Annotated in this window: 18 protein-coding genes; 12 read left to right on the top strand and 6 right to left on the bottom strand. The window is 61.8% G+C overall.

Translation table 11 applies throughout. The features are described 5' to 3' along the window. Positions 1 to 134 precede the first annotated feature (134 nt). Positions 135 to 443: a DUF6477 family protein gene (locus AC6GQJ_RS01360; RefSeq protein WP_500771015.1), complete on the top strand. Its 309-nt coding sequence runs from the start codon at positions 135 to 137 to the stop codon at positions 441 to 443. 22 nt (positions 444 to 465) lie between these two features. Here AC6GQJ_RS01360 and AC6GQJ_RS01355 read toward each other — a convergent pair whose 3' ends face one another. Continuing rightward, the gene (locus AC6GQJ_RS01355) at positions 466 to 2,013 is read right to left on the bottom strand and encodes a trimethylamine methyltransferase family protein (protein ID WP_500771013.1); all 1,548 of its coding nucleotides are present in this window, start codon (positions 2,011 to 2,013) and stop codon (positions 466 to 468) included. 191 nt (positions 2,014 to 2,204) lie between these two features. On the opposite strand from AC6GQJ_RS01355, the gene guaA reads away from it, so the two are divergent. The 9 genes from guaA to AC6GQJ_RS01310 all read left to right on the top strand — a co-directional run bounded on the left by guaA (position 2,205) and on the right by AC6GQJ_RS01310 (position 11,925). Continuing rightward, positions 2,205 to 3,779: a glutamine-hydrolyzing GMP synthase gene (gene guaA / locus AC6GQJ_RS01350; protein ID WP_500771011.1), complete on the top strand. Its 1,575-nt coding sequence runs from the start codon at positions 2,205 to 2,207 to the stop codon at positions 3,777 to 3,779. Positions 3,780 to 3,966: 187 nt separating this feature from the next. Further along, entirely contained in the window at positions 3,967 to 4,869 is a 903-nt protein-coding gene (locus AC6GQJ_RS01345) for a DMT family transporter (RefSeq protein ID WP_500771009.1), read from the top strand. A 228-nt stretch (positions 4,870 to 5,097) separates the two neighbouring features. Further along, complete coding sequence (locus AC6GQJ_RS01340; RefSeq protein WP_500771007.1) at positions 5,098 to 6,393, top strand: outer membrane protein transport protein; 1,296 nt, start codon at positions 5,098 to 5,100, stop codon at positions 6,391 to 6,393. Positions 6,394 to 6,505: 112 nt separating this feature from the next. Further along, positions 6,506 to 7,429, top strand: coding sequence for a DMT family transporter (locus tag AC6GQJ_RS01335; RefSeq protein ID WP_500771005.1), 924 nt, complete (start codon positions 6,506 to 6,508; stop codon positions 7,427 to 7,429). Positions 7,430 to 7,519: 90 nt separating this feature from the next. Further along, the gene (locus tag AC6GQJ_RS01330; protein ID WP_500773996.1) at positions 7,520 to 8,383 is read left to right on the top strand and encodes an ATPase; all 864 of its coding nucleotides are present in this window, start codon (positions 7,520 to 7,522) and stop codon (positions 8,381 to 8,383) included. 88 nt (positions 8,384 to 8,471) lie between these two features. Then, positions 8,472 to 9,419, top strand: a complete 948-nt coding sequence (locus tag AC6GQJ_RS01325; RefSeq protein ID WP_500771003.1) for a homoserine O-succinyltransferase — start codon at positions 8,472 to 8,474, stop codon at positions 9,417 to 9,419. 3 nt (positions 9,420 to 9,422) lie between these two features. After that, on the top strand, positions 9,423 to 10,394 hold the full coding sequence (locus AC6GQJ_RS01320; RefSeq protein ID WP_500771001.1) for an alpha/beta fold hydrolase: 972 nt from the start codon (positions 9,423 to 9,425) through the stop codon (positions 10,392 to 10,394). 51 nt (positions 10,395 to 10,445) lie between these two features. Beyond that, positions 10,446 to 11,315 (top strand): polyphosphate kinase 2, encoded by an 870-nt coding sequence (gene ppk2 / locus AC6GQJ_RS01315; RefSeq protein WP_500770999.1) that lies wholly within the window; start codon positions 10,446 to 10,448, stop codon positions 11,313 to 11,315. Further along, positions 11,308 to 11,925, top strand: coding sequence for a TetR/AcrR family transcriptional regulator (locus tag AC6GQJ_RS01310; protein WP_500770997.1), 618 nt, complete (start codon positions 11,308 to 11,310; stop codon positions 11,923 to 11,925). Before ppk2 ends, AC6GQJ_RS01310 begins: the two co-directional genes overlap by 8 nt. A gap of 6 nt (positions 11,926 to 11,931) precedes the next feature. Here the strand turns inward: AC6GQJ_RS01310 and AC6GQJ_RS01305 are convergent, their stop codons facing one another. The 4 genes from AC6GQJ_RS01305 to rplM all read right to left on the bottom strand — a co-directional run bounded on the left by AC6GQJ_RS01305 (position 11,932) and on the right by rplM (position 14,991). Beyond that, the gene (locus AC6GQJ_RS01305; RefSeq protein WP_500770995.1) at positions 11,932 to 12,735 is read right to left on the bottom strand and encodes a hypothetical protein; all 804 of its coding nucleotides are present in this window, start codon (positions 12,733 to 12,735) and stop codon (positions 11,932 to 11,934) included. Continuing rightward, positions 12,736 to 13,845: a hypothetical protein gene (locus tag AC6GQJ_RS01300; protein ID WP_500770993.1), complete on the bottom strand. Its 1,110-nt coding sequence runs from the start codon at positions 13,843 to 13,845 to the stop codon at positions 12,736 to 12,738. Positions 13,846 to 14,038: 193 nt separating this feature from the next. Further along, complete coding sequence (gene rpsI, locus AC6GQJ_RS01295; RefSeq protein ID WP_500773994.1) at positions 14,039 to 14,527, bottom strand: 30S ribosomal protein S9; 489 nt, start codon at positions 14,525 to 14,527, stop codon at positions 14,039 to 14,041. Positions 14,528 to 14,529: 2 nt separating this feature from the next. Beyond that, positions 14,530 to 14,991 (bottom strand): 50S ribosomal protein L13, encoded by a 462-nt coding sequence (gene rplM, locus AC6GQJ_RS01290; RefSeq protein ID WP_500770991.1) that lies wholly within the window; start codon positions 14,989 to 14,991, stop codon positions 14,530 to 14,532. Between the two features lie 226 nt (positions 14,992 to 15,217). On the opposite strand from rplM, the gene AC6GQJ_RS01285 reads away from it, so the two are divergent. Beyond that, positions 15,218 to 15,562: a hypothetical protein gene (locus tag AC6GQJ_RS01285; protein ID WP_500770989.1), complete on the top strand. Its 345-nt coding sequence runs from the start codon at positions 15,218 to 15,220 to the stop codon at positions 15,560 to 15,562. Next, positions 15,559 to 16,605 (top strand): hypothetical protein, encoded by a 1,047-nt coding sequence (locus tag AC6GQJ_RS01280; protein WP_500770987.1) that lies wholly within the window; start codon positions 15,559 to 15,561, stop codon positions 16,603 to 16,605. The genes AC6GQJ_RS01285 and AC6GQJ_RS01280 overlap by 4 nt, the downstream gene beginning before the upstream one ends. Here AC6GQJ_RS01280 and AC6GQJ_RS01275 read toward each other — a convergent pair. Beyond that, the gene (locus AC6GQJ_RS01275; protein ID WP_500770986.1) at positions 16,602 to 18,017 is read right to left on the bottom strand and encodes an aminotransferase-like domain-containing protein; all 1,416 of its coding nucleotides are present in this window, start codon (positions 18,015 to 18,017) and stop codon (positions 16,602 to 16,604) included. The two genes, AC6GQJ_RS01280 and AC6GQJ_RS01275, sit on opposite strands and share 4 nt — an antisense overlap. Between the last annotated feature and the right edge of the window lie 26 nt (positions 18,018 to 18,043).

Raw genomic sequence — 18,043 nt, 5'->3', positions numbered from 1 at the left:
TTCTAAAAGATAAACAGTTGCTAAACGAACGAACGGCCCCCTTTGGCGCGGCGCAACACCCGCAAAAGTTGTGCAATGCTGAACCTGTCAGAACGATGGGGATCGGACTGGCACCCCTCAAAGGAGTACCGAAAATGCAAGATATACTGTCGATGCTGAACGCGCTGCACCGCCCGCGCCTTTTAATCCGCGCCGCACGGATCGGAGCCGAGGATTACCGCCGCACCGCCCATCTGCCCCGCCTTCTGGGCTATGGGAACCTGCCGCGCCACGGCAATGCGCTGATGCGCCTGATGGAGATCGAGGGGGAGTTGAACGAACTGCGGCTGGCCGAGGATTCAGCCTATAACCTGCTGCGCCACATTGACGTTCTGATCGCGATTGTCGGCGAAAGCCGCATCATGCGGGCGGCCCAGACCGCGCCAGAACCAGCGCCCGCCTGAAACCGCCTGCCAAGCCCCGGCCCTACAGGAAACTGTCGGGCTCGGCCTCTTTCTTCTGTGCCACATAGGCGTCCAGCGCCTCACGCGTGGCAGGGTCCATGGCGGGTTGCTGGTAATCGCCCAGCATCTTTGCCACCCGAGCCGTTGCAAGCGCCTGCGTGTCCCGCGCGCCTTCATCCGCCCATGTCTCAAAGGGTTTGTAGTCCAGCAGATCCGACTTCCAGAACGCATCCTTGAAGTTGGCCTGCGTGTGCGCGCATCCAAGGTAGTGGCCACCCGGACCGACTTCGCGGATCGCATCCATGGCTTGGGCGTTCTCGTCGATCTGCACCCCAGCCGCCAGATGGTGCAACGTGCCCAACTGATCCGCATCCATCACGAACTTCTCATAGGAACTGACCAGCCCGCCTTCGAGCCAGCCACAGGCGTGCAGCATAAAGTTCACCCCCGACAGCAGCCCCATATTCAGCGAATTCGACGTCTCGTAAGCCGCCTGCGCATCCGGCAGCTTCGAGCCGCAGAACGACCCCGCCGACCGGAAGGGCAAGCCCAAGCGCCGCGCAAGCTGCCCTGCCCCATAAGTAATGTGCGCCGCTTCCGGCGTGCCAAAGGTAGGCGCGCCCGAATTCATGTCGATCGAGGTCACAAAGGCACCAAAGATGACCGGCGCACCGGCACGGCACAGCTGGGAATAGGCGATGCCGGCCAGAACTTCGGCCATCACTTGCGTCAACGTACCCGCTACTGACACAGGTGCCATCGCCCCGCCCACGATAAACGGCGAGATGATGCAGGCCTGTCCGGCTTGGGCATAGACCTCAAGCGATCCCATCATTACGTCGTCAAACGTCATCGGCGAGTTGATGTTGATAAGGCTGGTCATCACCGTGTTCTCGGCGACAAACTCTTTGCCGAACAGGATCTCCGACATCTCGACCGAATCGCGCGCCCGCGACGGCTCGGTCACCGACCCCATATAGGGCTTGTCCGACAGGGTCATATGCGCGTGCAGCATGTCCAGATGGCGCTTGTTCACCGCAATATCTGTCGGCTCGCAAACCGTACCGCCCGAATGGTGCAGCCACTTGGACATATAGCCGAGCTTAACGAAATTGCGGAAATCCTCCATCGTGGCATAGCGGCGACCGCCATCGGCATCGCGCACAAAGGGCGGCCCGTAGACAGGGGCCAACACAAGGTTATTGCCACCCACAACCACATTGCGCTCCGGATTGCGCGCATGCTGGGTATAGCTTGACGGGGCCGTGGCACACAGTTTGCGCGCCAGACCGCGTGGAATACGCACCCGCTCGCCCTCGATATCTGCGCCCGCATCGGCCCAGCGTTTTAACGCCGCCGGATTGTCGGGAAAGTTCACGCCGATCTCTTCCAGAATCACCTCGGCATTGTGCTCGATCAGCTCCAGCGCCTCTTCGGTCAGAACCTCGTAATTCGGGATATTGCGCTCGATATAGCGCGCTGTTTCAAAAGAAACGGCCGTGCGCGCAGCCCGACGCGCCGCGCCGCCTCCACCACGGGCCCGTCTTGTCGGTGCGGTTGCGTCGGCCATGGCTCGTCCCCTTAAACTTCTAACTTGCGTAAGGCTGATTACCCGATTGCGCCCGCACAGGTGCGCAATAAGCGCCCCACATGGGAAAAAAGCGACATAGAACCTTCTCTGTTCCAAAAAATCCCGGGGGTTCGGGGGCTGGCCCCCGTCCGACGCTTGCCTCTGGCACGCGGCGCGCATATTGCACGTTCATGACAGACCTGAACCACGACCGCCTCCTCATCATCGACTTCGGCAGCCAGGTGACGCAGCTTATCGCGCGCCGCCTGCGCGAACTGGATGTCTATTGCGAAATCCACCCCTACCAAAACGTGACGCTCGACTTTGTCACCGACATGGACCCGCGTGCGGTGATCCTGTCCGGTGGCCCCGACAGCGTGACACGCGAAGGATCGCCAAGGGTGCCCGAAGGTCTGTTCGACCTCGGCCTGCCGATCCTTGGCATCTGCTATGGCCAGCAGGTCATGATGCAGCAACTGGGCGGCATGGTGCATGGCGGCAAGATTTCCGGCGGCGGCGGCACAGCCGAATTCGGGCGCGCTTTCGTGACCCCTGCAGGGCCGCTTGATCTGCTGGACGGCTGGTTCGCCACCGGCCCCGAACAGGTCTGGATGAGCCACGGCGACCACGTCGCCAAACTCGCCCCCGGTTTCGAAGTGTACGGCACCTCACCCAATGCGCCTTTTGCCATCACGGCGGACACAGAACGCAAGTTCTACGCGGTGCAGTTCCACCCCGAGGTGCACCACACCCCTCAAGGGGCCAAACTGTTTGAAAACTTTGTGAAAATCGCAGGTTTCACCGGCGATTGGACCATGGGTGCCTACCGCGAGGAAGCGATCCAGAAACTGCGAGATCAGGTCGGCGACAAGAAGGTGATCTGCGCCCTGTCCGGCGGCGTCGACAGTTCGGTCGCGGCGGCACTGCTGCACGAGGCAATTGGCGATCAGCTTACCTGCGTCTTTGTCGATCACGGCCTGCTGCGCAAGAACGAGGCCGAAGAGGTCGTCGGCATGTTCCGCGACCACATGAACCTGTCGGTGATCCACGCGGACGAAGCGGACCTGTTTCTTGGCGAACTCGACGGCGTGAGCGATCCTGAAACCAAACGCAAAATCATTGGCCGTTTGTTCATCGACGTCTTCCAGAAATACGCCGACGAGATCGAAGGCGCAGAGTTCCTTGCCCAAGGCACACTTTATCCCGACGTGATCGAATCGGTCTCCTTCTCGGGCGGCCCGTCGGTCACGATCAAATCGCACCACAATGTGGGCGGCCTGCCTGAAAAGATGGGTCTGAAACTGGTCGAACCGCTGCGCGAGTTGTTCAAGGACGAGGTCCGCGCCTTGGGTCACGAACTGGGCCTGCCCGCCAGCTTTATCGGACGCCACCCCTTCCCCGGTCCCGGCCTTGCCATCCGCTGCCCCGGAGAGATCACGCGCGCCAAGCTGGAAATCCTGCGCGAAGCGGACGCGGTCTATATCGACCAGATTCGCAAGCACGGTCTCTATGACGATATCTGGCAGGCCTTCGTAGCGATCCTGCCCGTGCGCACCGTTGGTGTGATGGGCGACGGGCGCACCTATGATTACGCCTGTGCCCTGCGCGCGGTGACATCCGTAGACGGGATGACGGCGGATTATTATCCCTTCACCCACGAATTCCTTGGCGAGACCGCGACGCGGATCATCAACGAAGTGGCCGGTATCAACCGCGTGACCTACGACATTACCTCGAAACCTCCGGGCACCATCGAGTGGGAATGATCTGCGCAGCCCCAAGGGCCGACACCGCACAGCAGTAACCAAACGCGCCGGTCTCACCCTTCGGCGCGTTTTGCGTTTGGCGCTTGCAGCTTTCCGCGCGCGCCATGTGTTGCGGTTTAGCGTCGCACGCGCCAATGTCGCGCCACGGGCGCCACATCCGCGCCGCCGTCAAGTTCAGGAACGCCTCATGTCACACACTGCCGACGCCACCCCCGCCACAGGCGCGGATATTCTGAAGGCCGCGCTGTGGATGTCAGGCTCCATCGGTTCGTTCTCCTTGATGGCCGTGGCGGGGCGCGAGGTTGCCTATCGCCTCGATACGTTCGAGATCATGATGTATCGCAGTGTGGTCGGCGTGCTGATCGTCTGCCTGCTGGCCGGACTGACGGGCGCGTGGCGGCAGATCAAAACCGAACGCCTATCCACCCACCTGTTCCGCAACGTGGCGCATTTCACGGGGCAAAACCTGTGGTTTTATGCGGTCACGGTGATTCCGCTGGCACAGGTCTTCGCGCTCGAATTCACCTCGCCCATTTGGGTCATCGTACTGTCGCCCCTGATCCTTGGCGAACGGCTGACGCTGGTGCGCGGCGTTGCCGCCCTGATGGGCTTTGCCGGTATCCTGATCGTGGCACGGCCCGACATGGCCGGATTGAACGCGGGGGTTATCAGTGCTGCGTCCTGCGCCATCTTCTTTGCCCTGACCATCATGCTGACCAAACGCCTGACGCGGTCCGAGGGAATCACCTCGATCCTGTTCTGGCTGACAACGATGCAACTGGTGATGGGGCTGATCATGGCGGGATATGACGGCGATATCACCCTGCCCGACCTGCATACCGGCCCGTGGATCTTTCTGATCGGCTGTGCCGGACTGATGGCGCATTTCTGCCTGACCAACGCCCTGTCCATCGCGCCCGCGACCGTCGTGGTGCCCATCGACTTTATCCGCCTGCCCACTATCGCTGTGGTGGGAATGCTCGCCTATGGCGAGGTTGTGGACATCTGGGTCTTTGTCGGCGCGCTGGTGATTTTCGCAGGCAATTACCTCAATATCTGGACCGAAACGCGACGTCGCGCGGGTACCTGACCCGAACGGCCCCAAAACGGCTGACGGCCAAATGTGGTCGCAGATCGCCCCCCGACCCCACAGGCACAAATCCGCCTGTGACACCAAAGTCACAAAACAGTGACGCTCCGTCACATGATTTCAGATGCCCTAGGGTCAATATTGACGCATGCCCCTTGAAAGTCGCTTATTTAACCCCAAGGCGCGGGCGTTACTCATTTCCGACCGCGCATTCTGGGAGGAAGAAAAATGTACAATCGCGCGCTTGCCGCGGCTCTGGCCGTTGTCGTCGCACCAACCGCACATGCGGCTGGTCTCGACCGCTCCGGTCAACCGACGACTTTCATGTTCGACGAGTCCGAAACTCTGAGCTTTTCGATCGCCACCGTTAAACCGAGCGTCACAGGGACGGATGCACTGGGGGCGCAGTATGACGTCGCCCAATCCTACCAAAGCGCCGTTCTGGCCTACAAGATGGACTTGAACGACAAGTTCTCCTTCGGCTTCAGCGCCGACCAGCCTTACGGCGTCGACGTCCGCTATGGCACCAACCCGTTTGCCAGCACGCTAGGTGGCACTGCGGCCGACCTGTCGAGCGAGGCATATTCGCTGCTGGGCAAATACCAGTTCACCCCACGCGTCAGCGTCTATGGCGGGCTCAAGGCCCAGACCGTGCGCGCCAGCGTGAACCTGAACGGTCTGGCCTATCGCACCGCCATTCCGGCGGCAGGTGTGGTCCGCGTGTTCAACGCCGGTCTGCCCACAGGCGCCCCACCGCTGAGCACCGCCCTTCTGGGCGCGGCAGCCAACCCGAACCCCGCTGTGGCCGGTCCCGCAGCCGCCGCAATCGACGGCACCTATGGCGCAGGAACAACTGCTGCACTCGGCGCACAGGTGGCCGGTCTGCAAACACAGTTTGACGCCGATGGCGGCTATGCGTTCAACATGGATGCCTCCAGCGATTATGGCTGGATCCTCGGTGCCGCTTACGAAATCCCCGACATCGCGCTGCGTCTGGCCGTAACCTACCATTCCGAGATCGAGCACACATCCTCGACCACCGAACAGATCCTTGGCAACGCCGTGCCCGGATCGGTCACCTACGTGACCCCACAAGCGATCAACGTCGACTTCCAGACCGGTATCGCGAAAGACACGCTGCTTCTGGCCAGCTACCGCTGGGCGGAATACTCGGCCACCGACGTTGTGCCAACGGCGCTTGGTTCCGATCTGGTGAACCTCGACGATGCACAGCGTTTCACGCTGGGTGTCGGTCGCCGCTTCTCCGACACGTTCTCCGGCTCGCTCATCCTGTCTTACGAGCCCAAGGGCGATGACGACCTCGTGTCGCCACTGGGGCCGACCGACGGGCTGATCGGCATCTCGCTGGGCGGTCGCTATGCCAAGGACAACATCGTTGTCTCGGGCGGCATCAACTACTCCAAGCTGGGCGACGCGCGTCCCGAAGTGGGCGGCCAGCCGGTTGCATCCTTCTCGGGCAACTCCTCGGTCGCAATTGGCTTCAAGGTCGCGATCACTTTCTGATCCCGCAGCCTTTAGCACCTGACATGAACCCCGCCCCCTCAACTGGGCGGGGTTTTTCGTTTGCGCAACAAACGGGTGGCACGCCCCTGCCCGCCCTGCCATTGGTTTTCCCATGACCGATACGACCCTGATGCAGAAAACCATGTCCAGCCGTGCATGGGCCGAGATGATCCTGCTGGCCACCATCTGGGGCGGCTCCTTTCTCGCGATCCGCACGGCGCTGGATGAAATATCGCCCCTGACCTCGGTGGCGCATCGCACCTTCTGGGCGATGATCGTGCTGTGGGGCGTCGTCGCGCTGATGCGCCTGCCCGTGCCACGCGATCCCCGCATCTGGCTGGCCTTTCTGGGAATGGGGGTGCTTAACAACGTGATCCCCTTCGCGTTGATGGCATGGGGGCAGCTTTATGCGGAAACCGGCCTGACCTCGATCCTCAACGCCTCCACAGCCGTCTTCGGTGTCATCGCTGCCGCCCTGTTCCTCGCTGATGAGCGTATGACATGGCGCAAAAGCATCGGCGTCACCGTGGGCTTTATCGGTGTCGCAACGGCCATCGGCCTCGACAAGGTGCGCAGCTTTGATCTGCGCAGCCTCGCACAGTTGGCGATCATCGCGGGCACGCTGTCCTACGCGCTTGCTGGTGTCTGGGCGCGCCGCTTTCTTGGCGGGCTGGCCCCACAGGTGGCGGCGGCGGGTATGCTGACGGGGGCGACACTGGTTGCGGTTCCACTGGCGTGGCACGTTGACGGTCCGATCAGCTTCGATTTGCAGGGCACGACAATCGCCGCCATCGCCTACTACGCAATCGTGGCCACGGCAGGGGCTTATCTCCTTTATTACCGCGTGCTGGCGATGGCCGGATCGGGCAATCTGATGCTCGTTACCCTGCTGATCGCGCCCGTCGCCATCACACTCGGCGCGCTGGTGCGTAGTGAGGCACTCGCCCCCAATGCGTTCGCCGGATTTGCCCTGCTGGCCCTCGGTCTGGCGATCCTCGACGGACGGATATGGCGCGCCCTGCGGCCCAAGCGTTGACCGGAACCGCCGCCAAGGCTAGGAAACCCCTCAGGATTTCGCCCAACGCGACTTCGCCCCAAAGACCACGCAATGACAGGACCCAACGGGATGCTTTACCGCGACGCCAGCGACTGGCGCAAAGCCGCACAAAAACGGGTTCTCGTCTATGGCATGTCCGGACTGGGAAAAACCCACATGTCCACCCTGCTGCGCGGGTCTGGCCACTGGTTCCACTACTCGATCGATTACCGGATCGGCACGCGCTATATGGGCGAACTGATCGCCGACAATGCCAAGGCCGAGGCGATGAAAGTGCCGTTTCTGCGCGAACTTCTCATGTCCGACAGCATCTATATCGGCTCCAACATCACTTTCGACAACCTCACGCCGGTCTCGACCTATCTCGGCAAGCCGGGCGATCCGGAACGCGGCGGCGTGCCGATTGATGAATACCGCCGCCGTCAGGAACAGTTCCGCCAATCCGAACTCGCCGCCCTGCGCGACACCGCCCATTTCGCGGACCGCGCACAGCGCCTCTATGGCTATCCGCATTTCATCTGCGACACAGGCGGGTCGATCTGCGAATGGGTCGATGCCGAAGACGACACAGACCCTCTGATGTCGGACCTGTCGGCCACCTGCCTGCCAATCTGGATCAAGGGCAGCGACGCCCACACCCAGAAACTCATCGCCCGCTTTGACAAAGCGCCCAAACCCATGGCCTACCAGCCGCAATTCCTGCTCGACTGCTGGTCGCAATACCTTGCCGAAACCGGCCAAAGCGATGCAGACGTCGACCCCGACGCCTTCGTGCGCTGGACCTATGCGCGCGCCCTTGCCCACCGCCAGCCGCGCTATCAGGCCATGTCCCGCTGGGGCGTGACCGTCACCGCTGACGAGGTCGCTGCCCTCGGTAACGAAAGCGATTTCATAGATCTTATCGCCACCGCCCTTGAGAGACGCACCCCCTAAGGCTATCTGACACACCCTAACGCATCATTGTTCTTCAAATATGCACATGCGACGGCTCGCAACGGGCCGCGCGACCGGAAAGACGCACATGCCGATCAAATTGCCCAGCACCCTGCCCGCCTATGCCACCCTCACCAAAGAGGGCGTGATGGTGATGGACGAGGAACTGGCCGCCCATCAGGACATCCGCCCGCTGAAAATCGGTCTGCTGAACCTGATGCCGAAAAAGATCCAGACCGAGACGCAGTTCGCCCGCCTGATCGGGGCAACGCCCTTGCAGATCGAACTGTCGCTGATCCGCATGTCCGACCACACGACCAAGAACACCGCCGCCGAACATATGGAAAGCTTCTATCGCCCGTTTTCCGAGGTGATGGACGAAAAGTTCGACGGTTTGATCATCACCGGCGCGCCCATCGAACATCTGGATTTCGAGGATGTGAGTTACTGGGACGAACTCAAGACCGTGATGGACTGGACGCAAACCAATGTGCACTCCACCTTTGGCGTGTGCTGGGGCGGCATGGCGATGCTGCACCATTTCCATGGCGTGCCCAAACATCTGCTCTCCGAAAAGCTGTTCGGCACCTACCGCCACAGCAATCTGGCCCCTGCCTCGCCCTATCTCCGCGGTTTTTCGGATGATTGCGTGGTGCCTGTCAGCCGCTGGACCGAAGTGCGCCGCGACGAGGTCGAGGCGGCGGGCCTGCCTGTTCTGCTCGGCTCGGACGTGACCGGCCCCTGTCTGATCGAGGATCCGGATCATCGCGCGCTCTATATCCTGAACCATTTCGAATATGACAGCGACACGCTGAAACAGGAATATGACCGCGATCTGGCCAGCGTGCAGGTGCAAGGGGCCAAGATCGCGCTGCCTGTGGGCTATTTCCCCGACAACGACCCCACACAGCGCCCGCTAAACCGCTGGCGCGGCCATGCGCATCTTCTCTATGGAAACTGGCTTTCCGAGATTTATCTGACTACCCCATACGAGATGGACCGGATCGGACAGGACCGGACCGACCTGCGGGGATAGAAGATGAAAACCACGTTGCTTGTGATCCTGTGCCTTGCGCTTGTCTGCGTGGGACTGGTCCAGCTGTTTGCCTATAAACGCGAACGTCACGCCGCCGAACATTACCCCCCTGCGGGCCAGTTTCTGGATGTGGACGGTGTGCGGGTGCATGCGCTGCAGATGGGGCAAGGCCCCGATCTGGTGCTGCTGCACGGCGCGTCCGGCAACACGCGCGATTTCACCTTCGCCTTTGCCGACATGCTTAAGGACCGCTACCGGATCACCCTGCTTGACCGTCCCGGACTGGGGTGGAGCGAACAGATCGACCCGTCGCACAAACGCGCCTTTTCCACCAAACATGCCAGCCCGCGCCAGCAGGCGCGCCTGTTGCACGCGGCGGCCACCCAACTGGGTGTGAATACGCCCATCGTGGCAGGCCATTCCTTTGGCGGGATCGTCGCCTTCGCTTGGGCCCTTGAATTTCCCGACACGGCCGGAATCGTGTCGATTGCAGGCGTCGCCAACCCGTGGCCCGGTGATCTGGGCTGGACCTATACGGTGAATGGCTCGGCTTGGGGGGGCGCACTGGTGGTGCCTGTGCTGTCGGCCTTTGTGCCGCAAACCTATATCGACAACGCCGTGGCCAGCATTTTCGAGCCGCAAAGCGCCCCCGAGGGCTATCTTGACCATATCGGCCCCGAACTTTCCCTGCGCCGCAACACGATGCGCGCCAACGCCCGTCAGGTGAACTGGCTGCGCCCCTATGTGGTCGAGATGTCGGAACAATACGGCACGATCAAGATGCCGGTCGAGGTCGTGCACGGCACCGCCGACACCATCGTGCCCGCCACGGTGCACTCGTTGAAGCTGCCCGACCAGATCGAAGGCGCGAATGTCACCCTGCTGGACGGCATCGGACACATGCCCCAGCACGCCGCCCCGCAGGCCGTGATCGACGCCATCGACCGCGTGTCACAGCGCGCGCAATTGCGTTGATCCGCATCCTCCCCCATATAGGATGTTAACAGCAGTAACTTGGAAATCCCTATGACCCTCCCCTTTGACGGCGCGATCACGGCTTTTTTCGAGAACGAAGCCCCTGCCGACATCCGCAACGCGATCAAGCGTGCGGACAAGGATGACATCCTCTCCGACAGCTATCCCCATGACGAACGCATGAAGGGCAAGCAGTATGACCGCGACATGGAGGCGTTGCAGATCGAACTGGTCAAGATGCAGGCATGGGTGAACGAGACCGGCGCGCGGATTGCTTGCGTGTTCGAAGGGCGCGATGCCGCCGGCAAAGGCGGCACAATCAAGCGCTTCCGCGAGAACCTGAACCCGCGTGGCGCGCGCGTTGTGGCCCTGCCCAAACCGACCGAGACCGAAAGCACCGAGTGGTATTTCCAGCGCTATATCCGGCAGTTGCCCGCAGGCGGCCAGATCGCCCTGTTCGACCGCAGCTGGTACAATCGCGGCGTGGTCGAACATGTTTTCGGCTTTTGCACGCCCGAGGAACGCACGCATTTCTTTGCCCAAGTGAACCCGTTCGAACAGATGCTGGTCGATGACGGTATCCATGTGTTCAAGTTCTGGCTGAATGTGGGGCGCGCCGAACAATTGCGCCGCATCATGGCTCGTGAACGCGATCCGCTGAAGCAATGGAAACTCAGCTGGATCGACGTGGAAGGCTTGCAGAAATGGGACGCCTATAGCGACGCGATCCGCGAGACGCTTGCCACCACCCATACCGCCCACGCGCCATGGACCATCGTGCGCTCGGATGACAAGAAACGCGCCCGTCTGAACGCGATCCGCACTGTGCTGCACGGGCTGGATTATACAAACAAAGACCCCAAGGCGATTGGCAAGATCGACACGGATATCTGTGGCGGGCCGGACATCTGGGATGCCTAAACGGGGCTATCACCACGGCAACCTGCGGCAGGCGCTGATCGAAGCCGCGCTTGTCCTGATCGAGGATAAGGGCCCCACAGGCTTTACCCTGTCCGAGGCGGCCAAGCAGGCGGGTGTCACCCCTGCCGCCGTGTACCGTCATTACGAGGGGCGCGAGGATCTAATCGCGGAATGCGCGCGCCAAGGCTATGGCATCTTTGCCGACCTGATGGAGCACGCGTATCAATCCGGTCAGCCATCCGCACTGGCGGCGTTCGAGGCAACGGGCCGCGCCTATCTTGCCTTTGCCCGCCGCTTTCCGGGCCACTATATCGCGATGTTCGAAAGCGGCATTTCCGTCAACCGCACGCCGGAACTGGCCGAGGTGGCAAACCGCGCCAACGGGGTGCTGGAACGCGCCGCAGGCGATCTGAGCCAGCATATTCCCGAAGACAAACGCCCGCCCGCCTCCATGTTCTCGGCCCATATCTGGGCGATGAGCCATGGTGTCGTGGAACTGTTTGCGCGCAATTCACCCGGGCGGGCGTCGCCCTTCCCGCCCGAGGATCTGCTGGAAACCGGTATCGGCATCTATCTGCGCGGTCTGGGCCTGATTGCGCCGGACAGCTGAGCCGCCTTAGTCGGGCGTGGTCATGCGCGCCGTGATCCCCACTGCCACGCGCGCCGTCAGCGCGGCTACCGAACTACGCTCAAGCACCATCGGCCCCTCAAGGCTTGCAGGGGGGAACAACAGCCATGTCTCGTCCGCCTCGTTGGTCATGACGCTGATAGGCTCAACATCCTGCACGGCGTTCATGGCGCAGTAAAACACGTTGAGCACACCCGCCTTGGCAGGGGCCGACAGCGCCTGCATGGCCGATTGCGCCGCGCCATCCTCCAGCCCCAGTTTAGTCAGGGCCGCAACCACGTCAACCGGGCGCGCCTCGGCGGCATTGAACAGCGTTTCCAGTACCTTATGCGTGGTATCCACCCGCGCCTCGGTCTCAAGACGTGCAAAGCTTGCCCCCAGAAATCCGGCGCAGGCACCGGCGGCTGCGGTCAGATCGGCATAGCGCGTAAGGACAAACAGCCCGTCCGCCCCGCGGATCAGCCCCACAAACCGCGCGCCTGTCGCATGCACCGTCAATTTGCGCACGCCCGCGCCATCCTTGCGTTCGGCCATCAGCACCACATTGGGATCGACCAGTGTCAGGATGTCCGCCGTCACCTCGGGCGTGAAATCCAGCCCCGCCTCCGGTGTACCGGTCAGACGGCCCGCTGCGCGCAAGCGGCGCTCGCCCTCGGCGTACAAGCCCGCCGGATCGTTGGCATAGGCGTCCGATGGTTCGAACGGCGCTTTGCCCCAGCCGATGATCTCGTCGACTTTGGCATAGGCCATCGCATAGGCCAGTTCGCAGGCATGCATCTCAATTCCGGCCATTCATCGTCTCCAGATAAACTTGGACATGGCGTCCATCTTTTTGCCTGCCTCTTCGGACAGCGTGTCGGTCACAGCGTCGCTGGCCGTATCGTAGGCTTCGGTCGTGGCGTCCTTGGCCTTGTTGGCCGCATCTGCGATGGCTTCGGCCACATCCAGTTCCTTGTCGCCCGCCTCAATCACGTTGTCGCCCTGACCGGCTTTGGACAGGAATTCGGCGAGCATGTTGTCGATCACGCCGGTGACTGCGTCGCGCACGGATTTCAGCGCCTTTTCGACTTCGATCACGGCCGCATCGACGCGTGTGACCACATATTCCGGCCCTGCCTGCGCGGTCCAATAGGCGATGCCGCTGATCTGACCGGCCAGCGGGTTGTTCGTGCCGAACGGTTCGACCCAACTGTCGCGGTAGTTATAGCCGGGCCCCTCTTCGTGATAGTTCAGCATATAGCCCGCCGCGTCATGCACGGTGCCGTGCAGCGCGATCGGGTTGTCCGCAGACAGGTGGAACGCGTCAATCGGCCCTGCGAACTTATTCCCCGGCCCGACCAGCCCGCCCGTCGGACTAAGCAGCGAGGCAAAGACCTCGTGGATGCCGAACGCATCGCCCAGCACCTTGCCGAACATCAACTGCCCGCGCGAGGCCATGAAGTCCGGATGCTTGTCCTCGTCCAGCGGCGGCACCTCTTCGCAATCCTTGCCAATCGCCTCTTGCTGTTTGCGCACCACGAGAAAACGTTCGTAATCCACCTCAAGACGTTCGGCAGTGGGCGGGATGCCGACAATGCCCGCCAGTCCGATCATGGTTTGGGTACATTCCGCGCCCGCAACGCCTTTGACGATGACGCGCATCAGATCCTTCAGCTTGGGATCGCCCTCGCCCCTGAACTCGGCGGTTCTGAGGCCCTGCATATAGTCGTGTTTGAACAAGTCTTTGACGTCGCACTGGGTCAGCTTGGTCGTGGCAAGCTCTTCCGCGCTCAACGCTGCTAGTCGCGCGTTTTCCTCTGGTGTTACGGGCACAACACGCGGCGCGCCGTCGTCAGGCGGGACCGGCGGGGTACCAAGGAAAGATGTCAGGAAATCCGATTGCTGCGCCGTCAGTTGTGGCAAAGGTCATCTCCGAAAACAGTCTTTAATCTCAACGCCCTGAATTGCTAGCACGCTGTGGCGCAAAGCCGAAGCACTACCTGCCCGCGCCCGCCCGGAAATTGCGCGCGTGTTCCCGCGCCCAGTCGACGGCCCCAGAAACGCGAAAAGGCCGCCCGTGTTCTGGGCGGCCTTTTGCATGGATATGGTGTGCAGCTTAACGCTTGGAGAACTGGAAGCTCTTACGCGCTTTGGCTTTACCGTATTTCTTACGTTCCACAACGCGGCTGTCGCGGGTCAGGAAGCCTGCGGCTTTCAATGCGCCACGCAAGGACGGATCGTAGAGTTGCAGCGCCTTGGACACGCCGTGCTTGACCGCACCGGCTTGACCGGACAGACCGCCGCCCTTGACGGTGGCAACCACGTCGAACTGGCCTTCGACACCGGCAACCGTGAACGGCTGTGCCAGAATCATTTGCAGCACGGGGCGGGCAAAATAGGTGTTCATCTCTTTGCCGTTGACAGTGACCTTGCCCGAACCGGGTTTGATCCAGACGCGGGCAACCGCATCTTTACGTTTGCCAGTGGCATAGGCGCGGCCCAGTTCGTCACGGACAGGTTCGCGCGAGATGGTTTCAACAGCAGCGGGGGCGGCGTCGCCAGCCACAGCTTGCAGGTCTTCGAGTGTGTTGATTTCGTCGGACATACTCATGCGCTCCGCGTGTTTTTCTTGTTCATCGCCTTAAGGTCGAGAACTTCGGGGCTTTGCGCCTCGTGGGGGTGATCACCGCCTGCATAGACGCGCAGGTTGGTCATAATCTGACGGCTCAGCTTGTTGCCGGGCAGCATACGCTTGACCGCTTGGACCACAACGCGCTCGGGGTGCGCGCCCTCAAGGATTTGCTCCTTGGTGCGGCTCTTGATCCCGCCGGGGTGGCCGGTGTGCCAGTAGAAGTGCTCTTGGCGCTTGTTGCCCGTCATCTGGACCTTCTCGGCATTGATGATGATGACGTTGTCACCACAATCCATGTGAGGAGTGAAAGACGGCTTGTGCTTGCCACGCAGGCGCATGGCGACGATCGAGGCAAGACGGCCCAGCACGATGCCTTCGGCGTCGATGATGATCCATTTCTTGTCGATGTCCGCAGGTGTCGCGGTATAGGTTTTCATGTGTCGCATCCCTTAGGGGGCTCGAATTTCGGATTGGGCGGGTATAGGCGGGTCTCAAATGCAGGTCAACGGGCTTGATCAAGAATAAATCGTTCAAAATCAGCGGCTTGAAATTAAGGTATTATAATACCCCACAATTCCGAACTGTTCTGCCCTTGCATCTTGACCTGCATGTCCCTCAGGTGGGACCACATGCCATGAACAGACCTGTTTTACCACGATTTGAATGACCTTTGCCCTTATCATCCCGACCCTTGGCACCATGATCCCCCCTGCCCTCGCCACGCTGGCGCTGATTGCCCTGTCGACGGCCATCGGCATGGGCGCGGTGCGCAAGTTGATCGTGGTTTACGAGGCCAAGCACGAATTGCGCCGCGGCTCGACCGGTTTCCTGCGCAGCATTTCGGGCTGGTCGATGATTGCCTTCTGGCTGCTGGCCACGTGGTTTGTGGCCACTATCGTCGGGGATTGGGGGATGACGGGCGACCTTGACGGCGCGGTGGCGCGGTCTTGGAACCGGCTGCGCATCCTTTTGGAAATCGCCGCCGCCATTGCGGAGTCGGACAATTGATCGACGCCAGCGCCATTCAGTCCGAGTTGCAGTGCCCCTCTTGCGCTGGTCAGTGCCTTTATGATCCGGCGCAGCAGGCGCTGTGCTGTGACAGTTGCGGCAACGTCCAGCGGCTTGAGGGAGACGACGACGCGCAGGCGCGGGCCGAGTTTCCCTATGATCCCGACACGCCCGCACCCGAGGAGACATCGACCTTCAACGACCGTGTGCACCGCTGCGAGACTTGCGGCGGCACGGTGACGCTGGTCGCCAAATCCCTCAGCACGCGCTGCGCCTATTGCGACGGGCCGGTGGTGGCCGCCGCGTCGGACAACGCCTATGACCCGATGGCGCTGATCCCGTTCCGCATTCCCGAACGCGACGCGCAACGCTTTGCCCTGAACTGGGTGGGCAAACGGCTGGCCGCGCCCTCGGATCTTGCGGGGATTGTGGCGCGGGGGCGCGTGGCGGGCATCTATGTGCCGTTCTGGACCTTCGACAGCGAAGAGGCGGTGAACTATTGGGCCAAATACACGGTGCGCCGCAACAAGCGGAGCATTGTGAAGAAGGTGAAAGGTCATATGCGGATCAGCTTTGACGATATGCTTGCGCCCGCATCGCACCATGTGACGCCCCTGATCCGTGACGGCATCCTGCACGACTTCGACCCCGAGCGTCTGCGCCCCTATCGCGCGGGCTACCTGTCCGGCTTTGCCGCCGAACGCCACCACCAGACCGTGGCCGAGGGGCTGGAGGCGAACGAGGACGACAAGAGGTTGCTGATCCGCAACCACATCCGGCAAAAGATCGCGAAACGCGCGGTGCACGATATCGGCTATCGCACCGACACAACCGGAATCCATTACCGCCGCATCCTGCTGCCGGTCTGGATTTTGCACTACCAGTACAAGGGCACGCCGATGCGGGTTGTCGTCTGCGGTATTCAGGGGCGCACCTATGGGATGCGCCCGTTCTCGAACTGGAAACTGGCGGGATATGCCGCGCTTTTGTCCGCCCTCACCGTGGCCATCGGGCTGGTGTGGGGCGCCACGGGCATCTTCTAGACGCTGATTGACTCGGGCGGGTTGTCCAGCAGGTCGCGCAAACGCATCACCGCGTTTTCGAAACTGGCCAGCCCGACCCCTGCATTCACCGCGAAACGCACCGCGTGGGGCGCACGGGAATCGCGGCCCGCATATTCCTCGGCGGCGCGGATGCGCACGCCTTTCGCCTCTGCCGCCTGCACGAATGCACCGGCGCGCCACCCTTCGGGCAGGCGCAGCCACAGGAACGGCACATCAGTGCGCCATGTCAGGTCATAGCCGCCCAACACATTCACCGCGCTGTGCACATAGGTGCCGATCCCCTCGCGTGCCTTGGCCATGAGGTCGGGCAGATCGGGATGGACCAGCAGTTTCGCCGCCAGATCGGTCAGCGGTGTGGCCAGCCCGAAAAAGGAATATTCTGCCGTACGCCGAAGCAGCGCCGACCGCCCCTTGGGCGCGACCGCAATGCCAAAGCGCAAGGCAGGCGTGACCGATTTCGAGATGGAAGAGATGTACCAGCTGCGTTCGGGGGCGAGCATCCGGTAGCTGGGCGCCTGCGCCGCGCCAAGGCGGTAACAGTCGTCTTCGAGGATTTGCAGATCATGGCGGCGGATCACCTCGGCCACCGCGACACGGCGCGTTTCTGGGGTAAAGCCGCAGGTGGGATTGTGCACCTCGGGCGATGTGCAGAACACCTGCGCGTCATGGGCCTTGATCGCGTGTTCCAGCGCATCGGGCAGCACGCCATCGCGGTCCATCGCCACGGGGATCACATCGGCGCGCAACAACTCGGCAGCACGGCGGAACCCCGGATAGGCGAGTTCCTCGACCAGAATGGCCGGGCGCCGCCCGCGCAACAACGCCTGCAAGATCAACAGGATCGCGTTCTGTCCGCCATGGGACAGCTGGATATCCCCCTCGGTCACGGAACCGAGCGCGGTCGATTCCAGCCACTCTGCCGCTGCAACCCGCGCCGCCCGCGCCCCTGCCCGCGTCGGATAGTGCATCATGCCCGAGGGCGGATCCTGTGCCACTTCGGCCAGCAACTTGCGGATCAGCCCCGCTTGCCCGACCGATGGTAAATGCGGCGAGAACAGGTTGACCTGACGAGTCTGGTATTCGGCGTTATGGGTGGCGGAGTCTTCTTCGATCGGCACCTCGACCAGCAGCGGCGTTTTCACATCCGGCTTGGCAACAAAGGTGCCGCGCCCCACCTCGGCCTTGAGGGTGCCGTCATCGGTCAGCAGCGTATAGGCGCGCGCCACAGTACCCGGCGTAATGCCGAGCGACCATGCAAGATCACGTACCGGCGGCAGCTTGTCCCCAGCATCTAGGGTCCGGTCCGCAATCCGTTCGCGGATCAATTGCATTACCGCTTTGTACTTGGCGACGGTGCCGTCCAGCACCTCTGGCGTCCAAATTGTACTCATTACAATATTTCCATAGCGCGTCACAA

The sequence above is a fragment of the Tateyamaria sp. 7Alg 36 genome, assembly GCF_059882455.1.
The sequence above is the reverse complement of the archived record's forward strand: the minus strand, read 5'-3'. Positions and strand labels throughout refer to the sequence as shown.

Bases quoted from the DNA above. Each gene is read 5' to 3' on its own strand.
- AC6GQJ_RS01330 (WP_500773996.1), top strand. From the start codon at position 7,520: ATGCTTTACCGCGACGCCAGCGACTGGCGCAAAGCCGCACAAAAACGG.
- AC6GQJ_RS01335 (WP_500771005.1), top strand. From the start codon at position 6,506: ATGACCGATACGACCCTGATGCAGAAAACCATGTCCAGCCGTGCATGG.
- AC6GQJ_RS01355 (WP_500771013.1), bottom strand. From the start codon at position 2,013: ATGGCCGACGCAACCGCACCGACAAGACGGGCCCGTGGTGGAGGCGGC.
- AC6GQJ_RS01275 (WP_500770986.1), bottom strand. From the start codon at position 18,017: ATGAGTACAATTTGGACGCCAGAGGTGCTGGACGGCACCGTCGCCAAG.
- AC6GQJ_RS01345 (WP_500771009.1), top strand. From the start codon at position 3,967: ATGTCACACACTGCCGACGCCACCCCCGCCACAGGCGCGGATATTCTG.
- AC6GQJ_RS01305 (WP_500770995.1), bottom strand. From the start codon at position 12,735: ATGGCCGGAATTGAGATGCATGCCTGCGAACTGGCCTATGCGATGGCC.
- AC6GQJ_RS01310 (WP_500770997.1), top strand. From the start codon at position 11,308: ATGCCTAAACGGGGCTATCACCACGGCAACCTGCGGCAGGCGCTGATC.
- rpsI (WP_500773994.1), bottom strand. From the start codon at position 14,527: ATGTCCGACGAAATCAACACACTCGAAGACCTGCAAGCTGTGGCTGGC.
- guaA (WP_500771011.1), top strand. From the start codon at position 2,205: ATGACAGACCTGAACCACGACCGCCTCCTCATCATCGACTTCGGCAGC.
- AC6GQJ_RS01325 (WP_500771003.1), top strand. From the start codon at position 8,472: ATGCCGATCAAATTGCCCAGCACCCTGCCCGCCTATGCCACCCTCACC.
- AC6GQJ_RS01360 (WP_500771015.1), top strand. From the start codon at position 135: ATGCAAGATATACTGTCGATGCTGAACGCGCTGCACCGCCCGCGCCTT.
- rplM (WP_500770991.1), bottom strand. From the start codon at position 14,991: ATGAAAACCTATACCGCGACACCTGCGGACATCGACAAGAAATGGATC.
- AC6GQJ_RS01340 (WP_500771007.1), top strand. From the start codon at position 5,098: ATGTACAATCGCGCGCTTGCCGCGGCTCTGGCCGTTGTCGTCGCACCA.
- ppk2 (WP_500770999.1), top strand. From the start codon at position 10,446: ATGACCCTCCCCTTTGACGGCGCGATCACGGCTTTTTTCGAGAACGAA.
- AC6GQJ_RS01320 (WP_500771001.1), top strand. From the start codon at position 9,423: ATGAAAACCACGTTGCTTGTGATCCTGTGCCTTGCGCTTGTCTGCGTG.
- AC6GQJ_RS01285 (WP_500770989.1), top strand. From the start codon at position 15,218: ATGACCTTTGCCCTTATCATCCCGACCCTTGGCACCATGATCCCCCCT.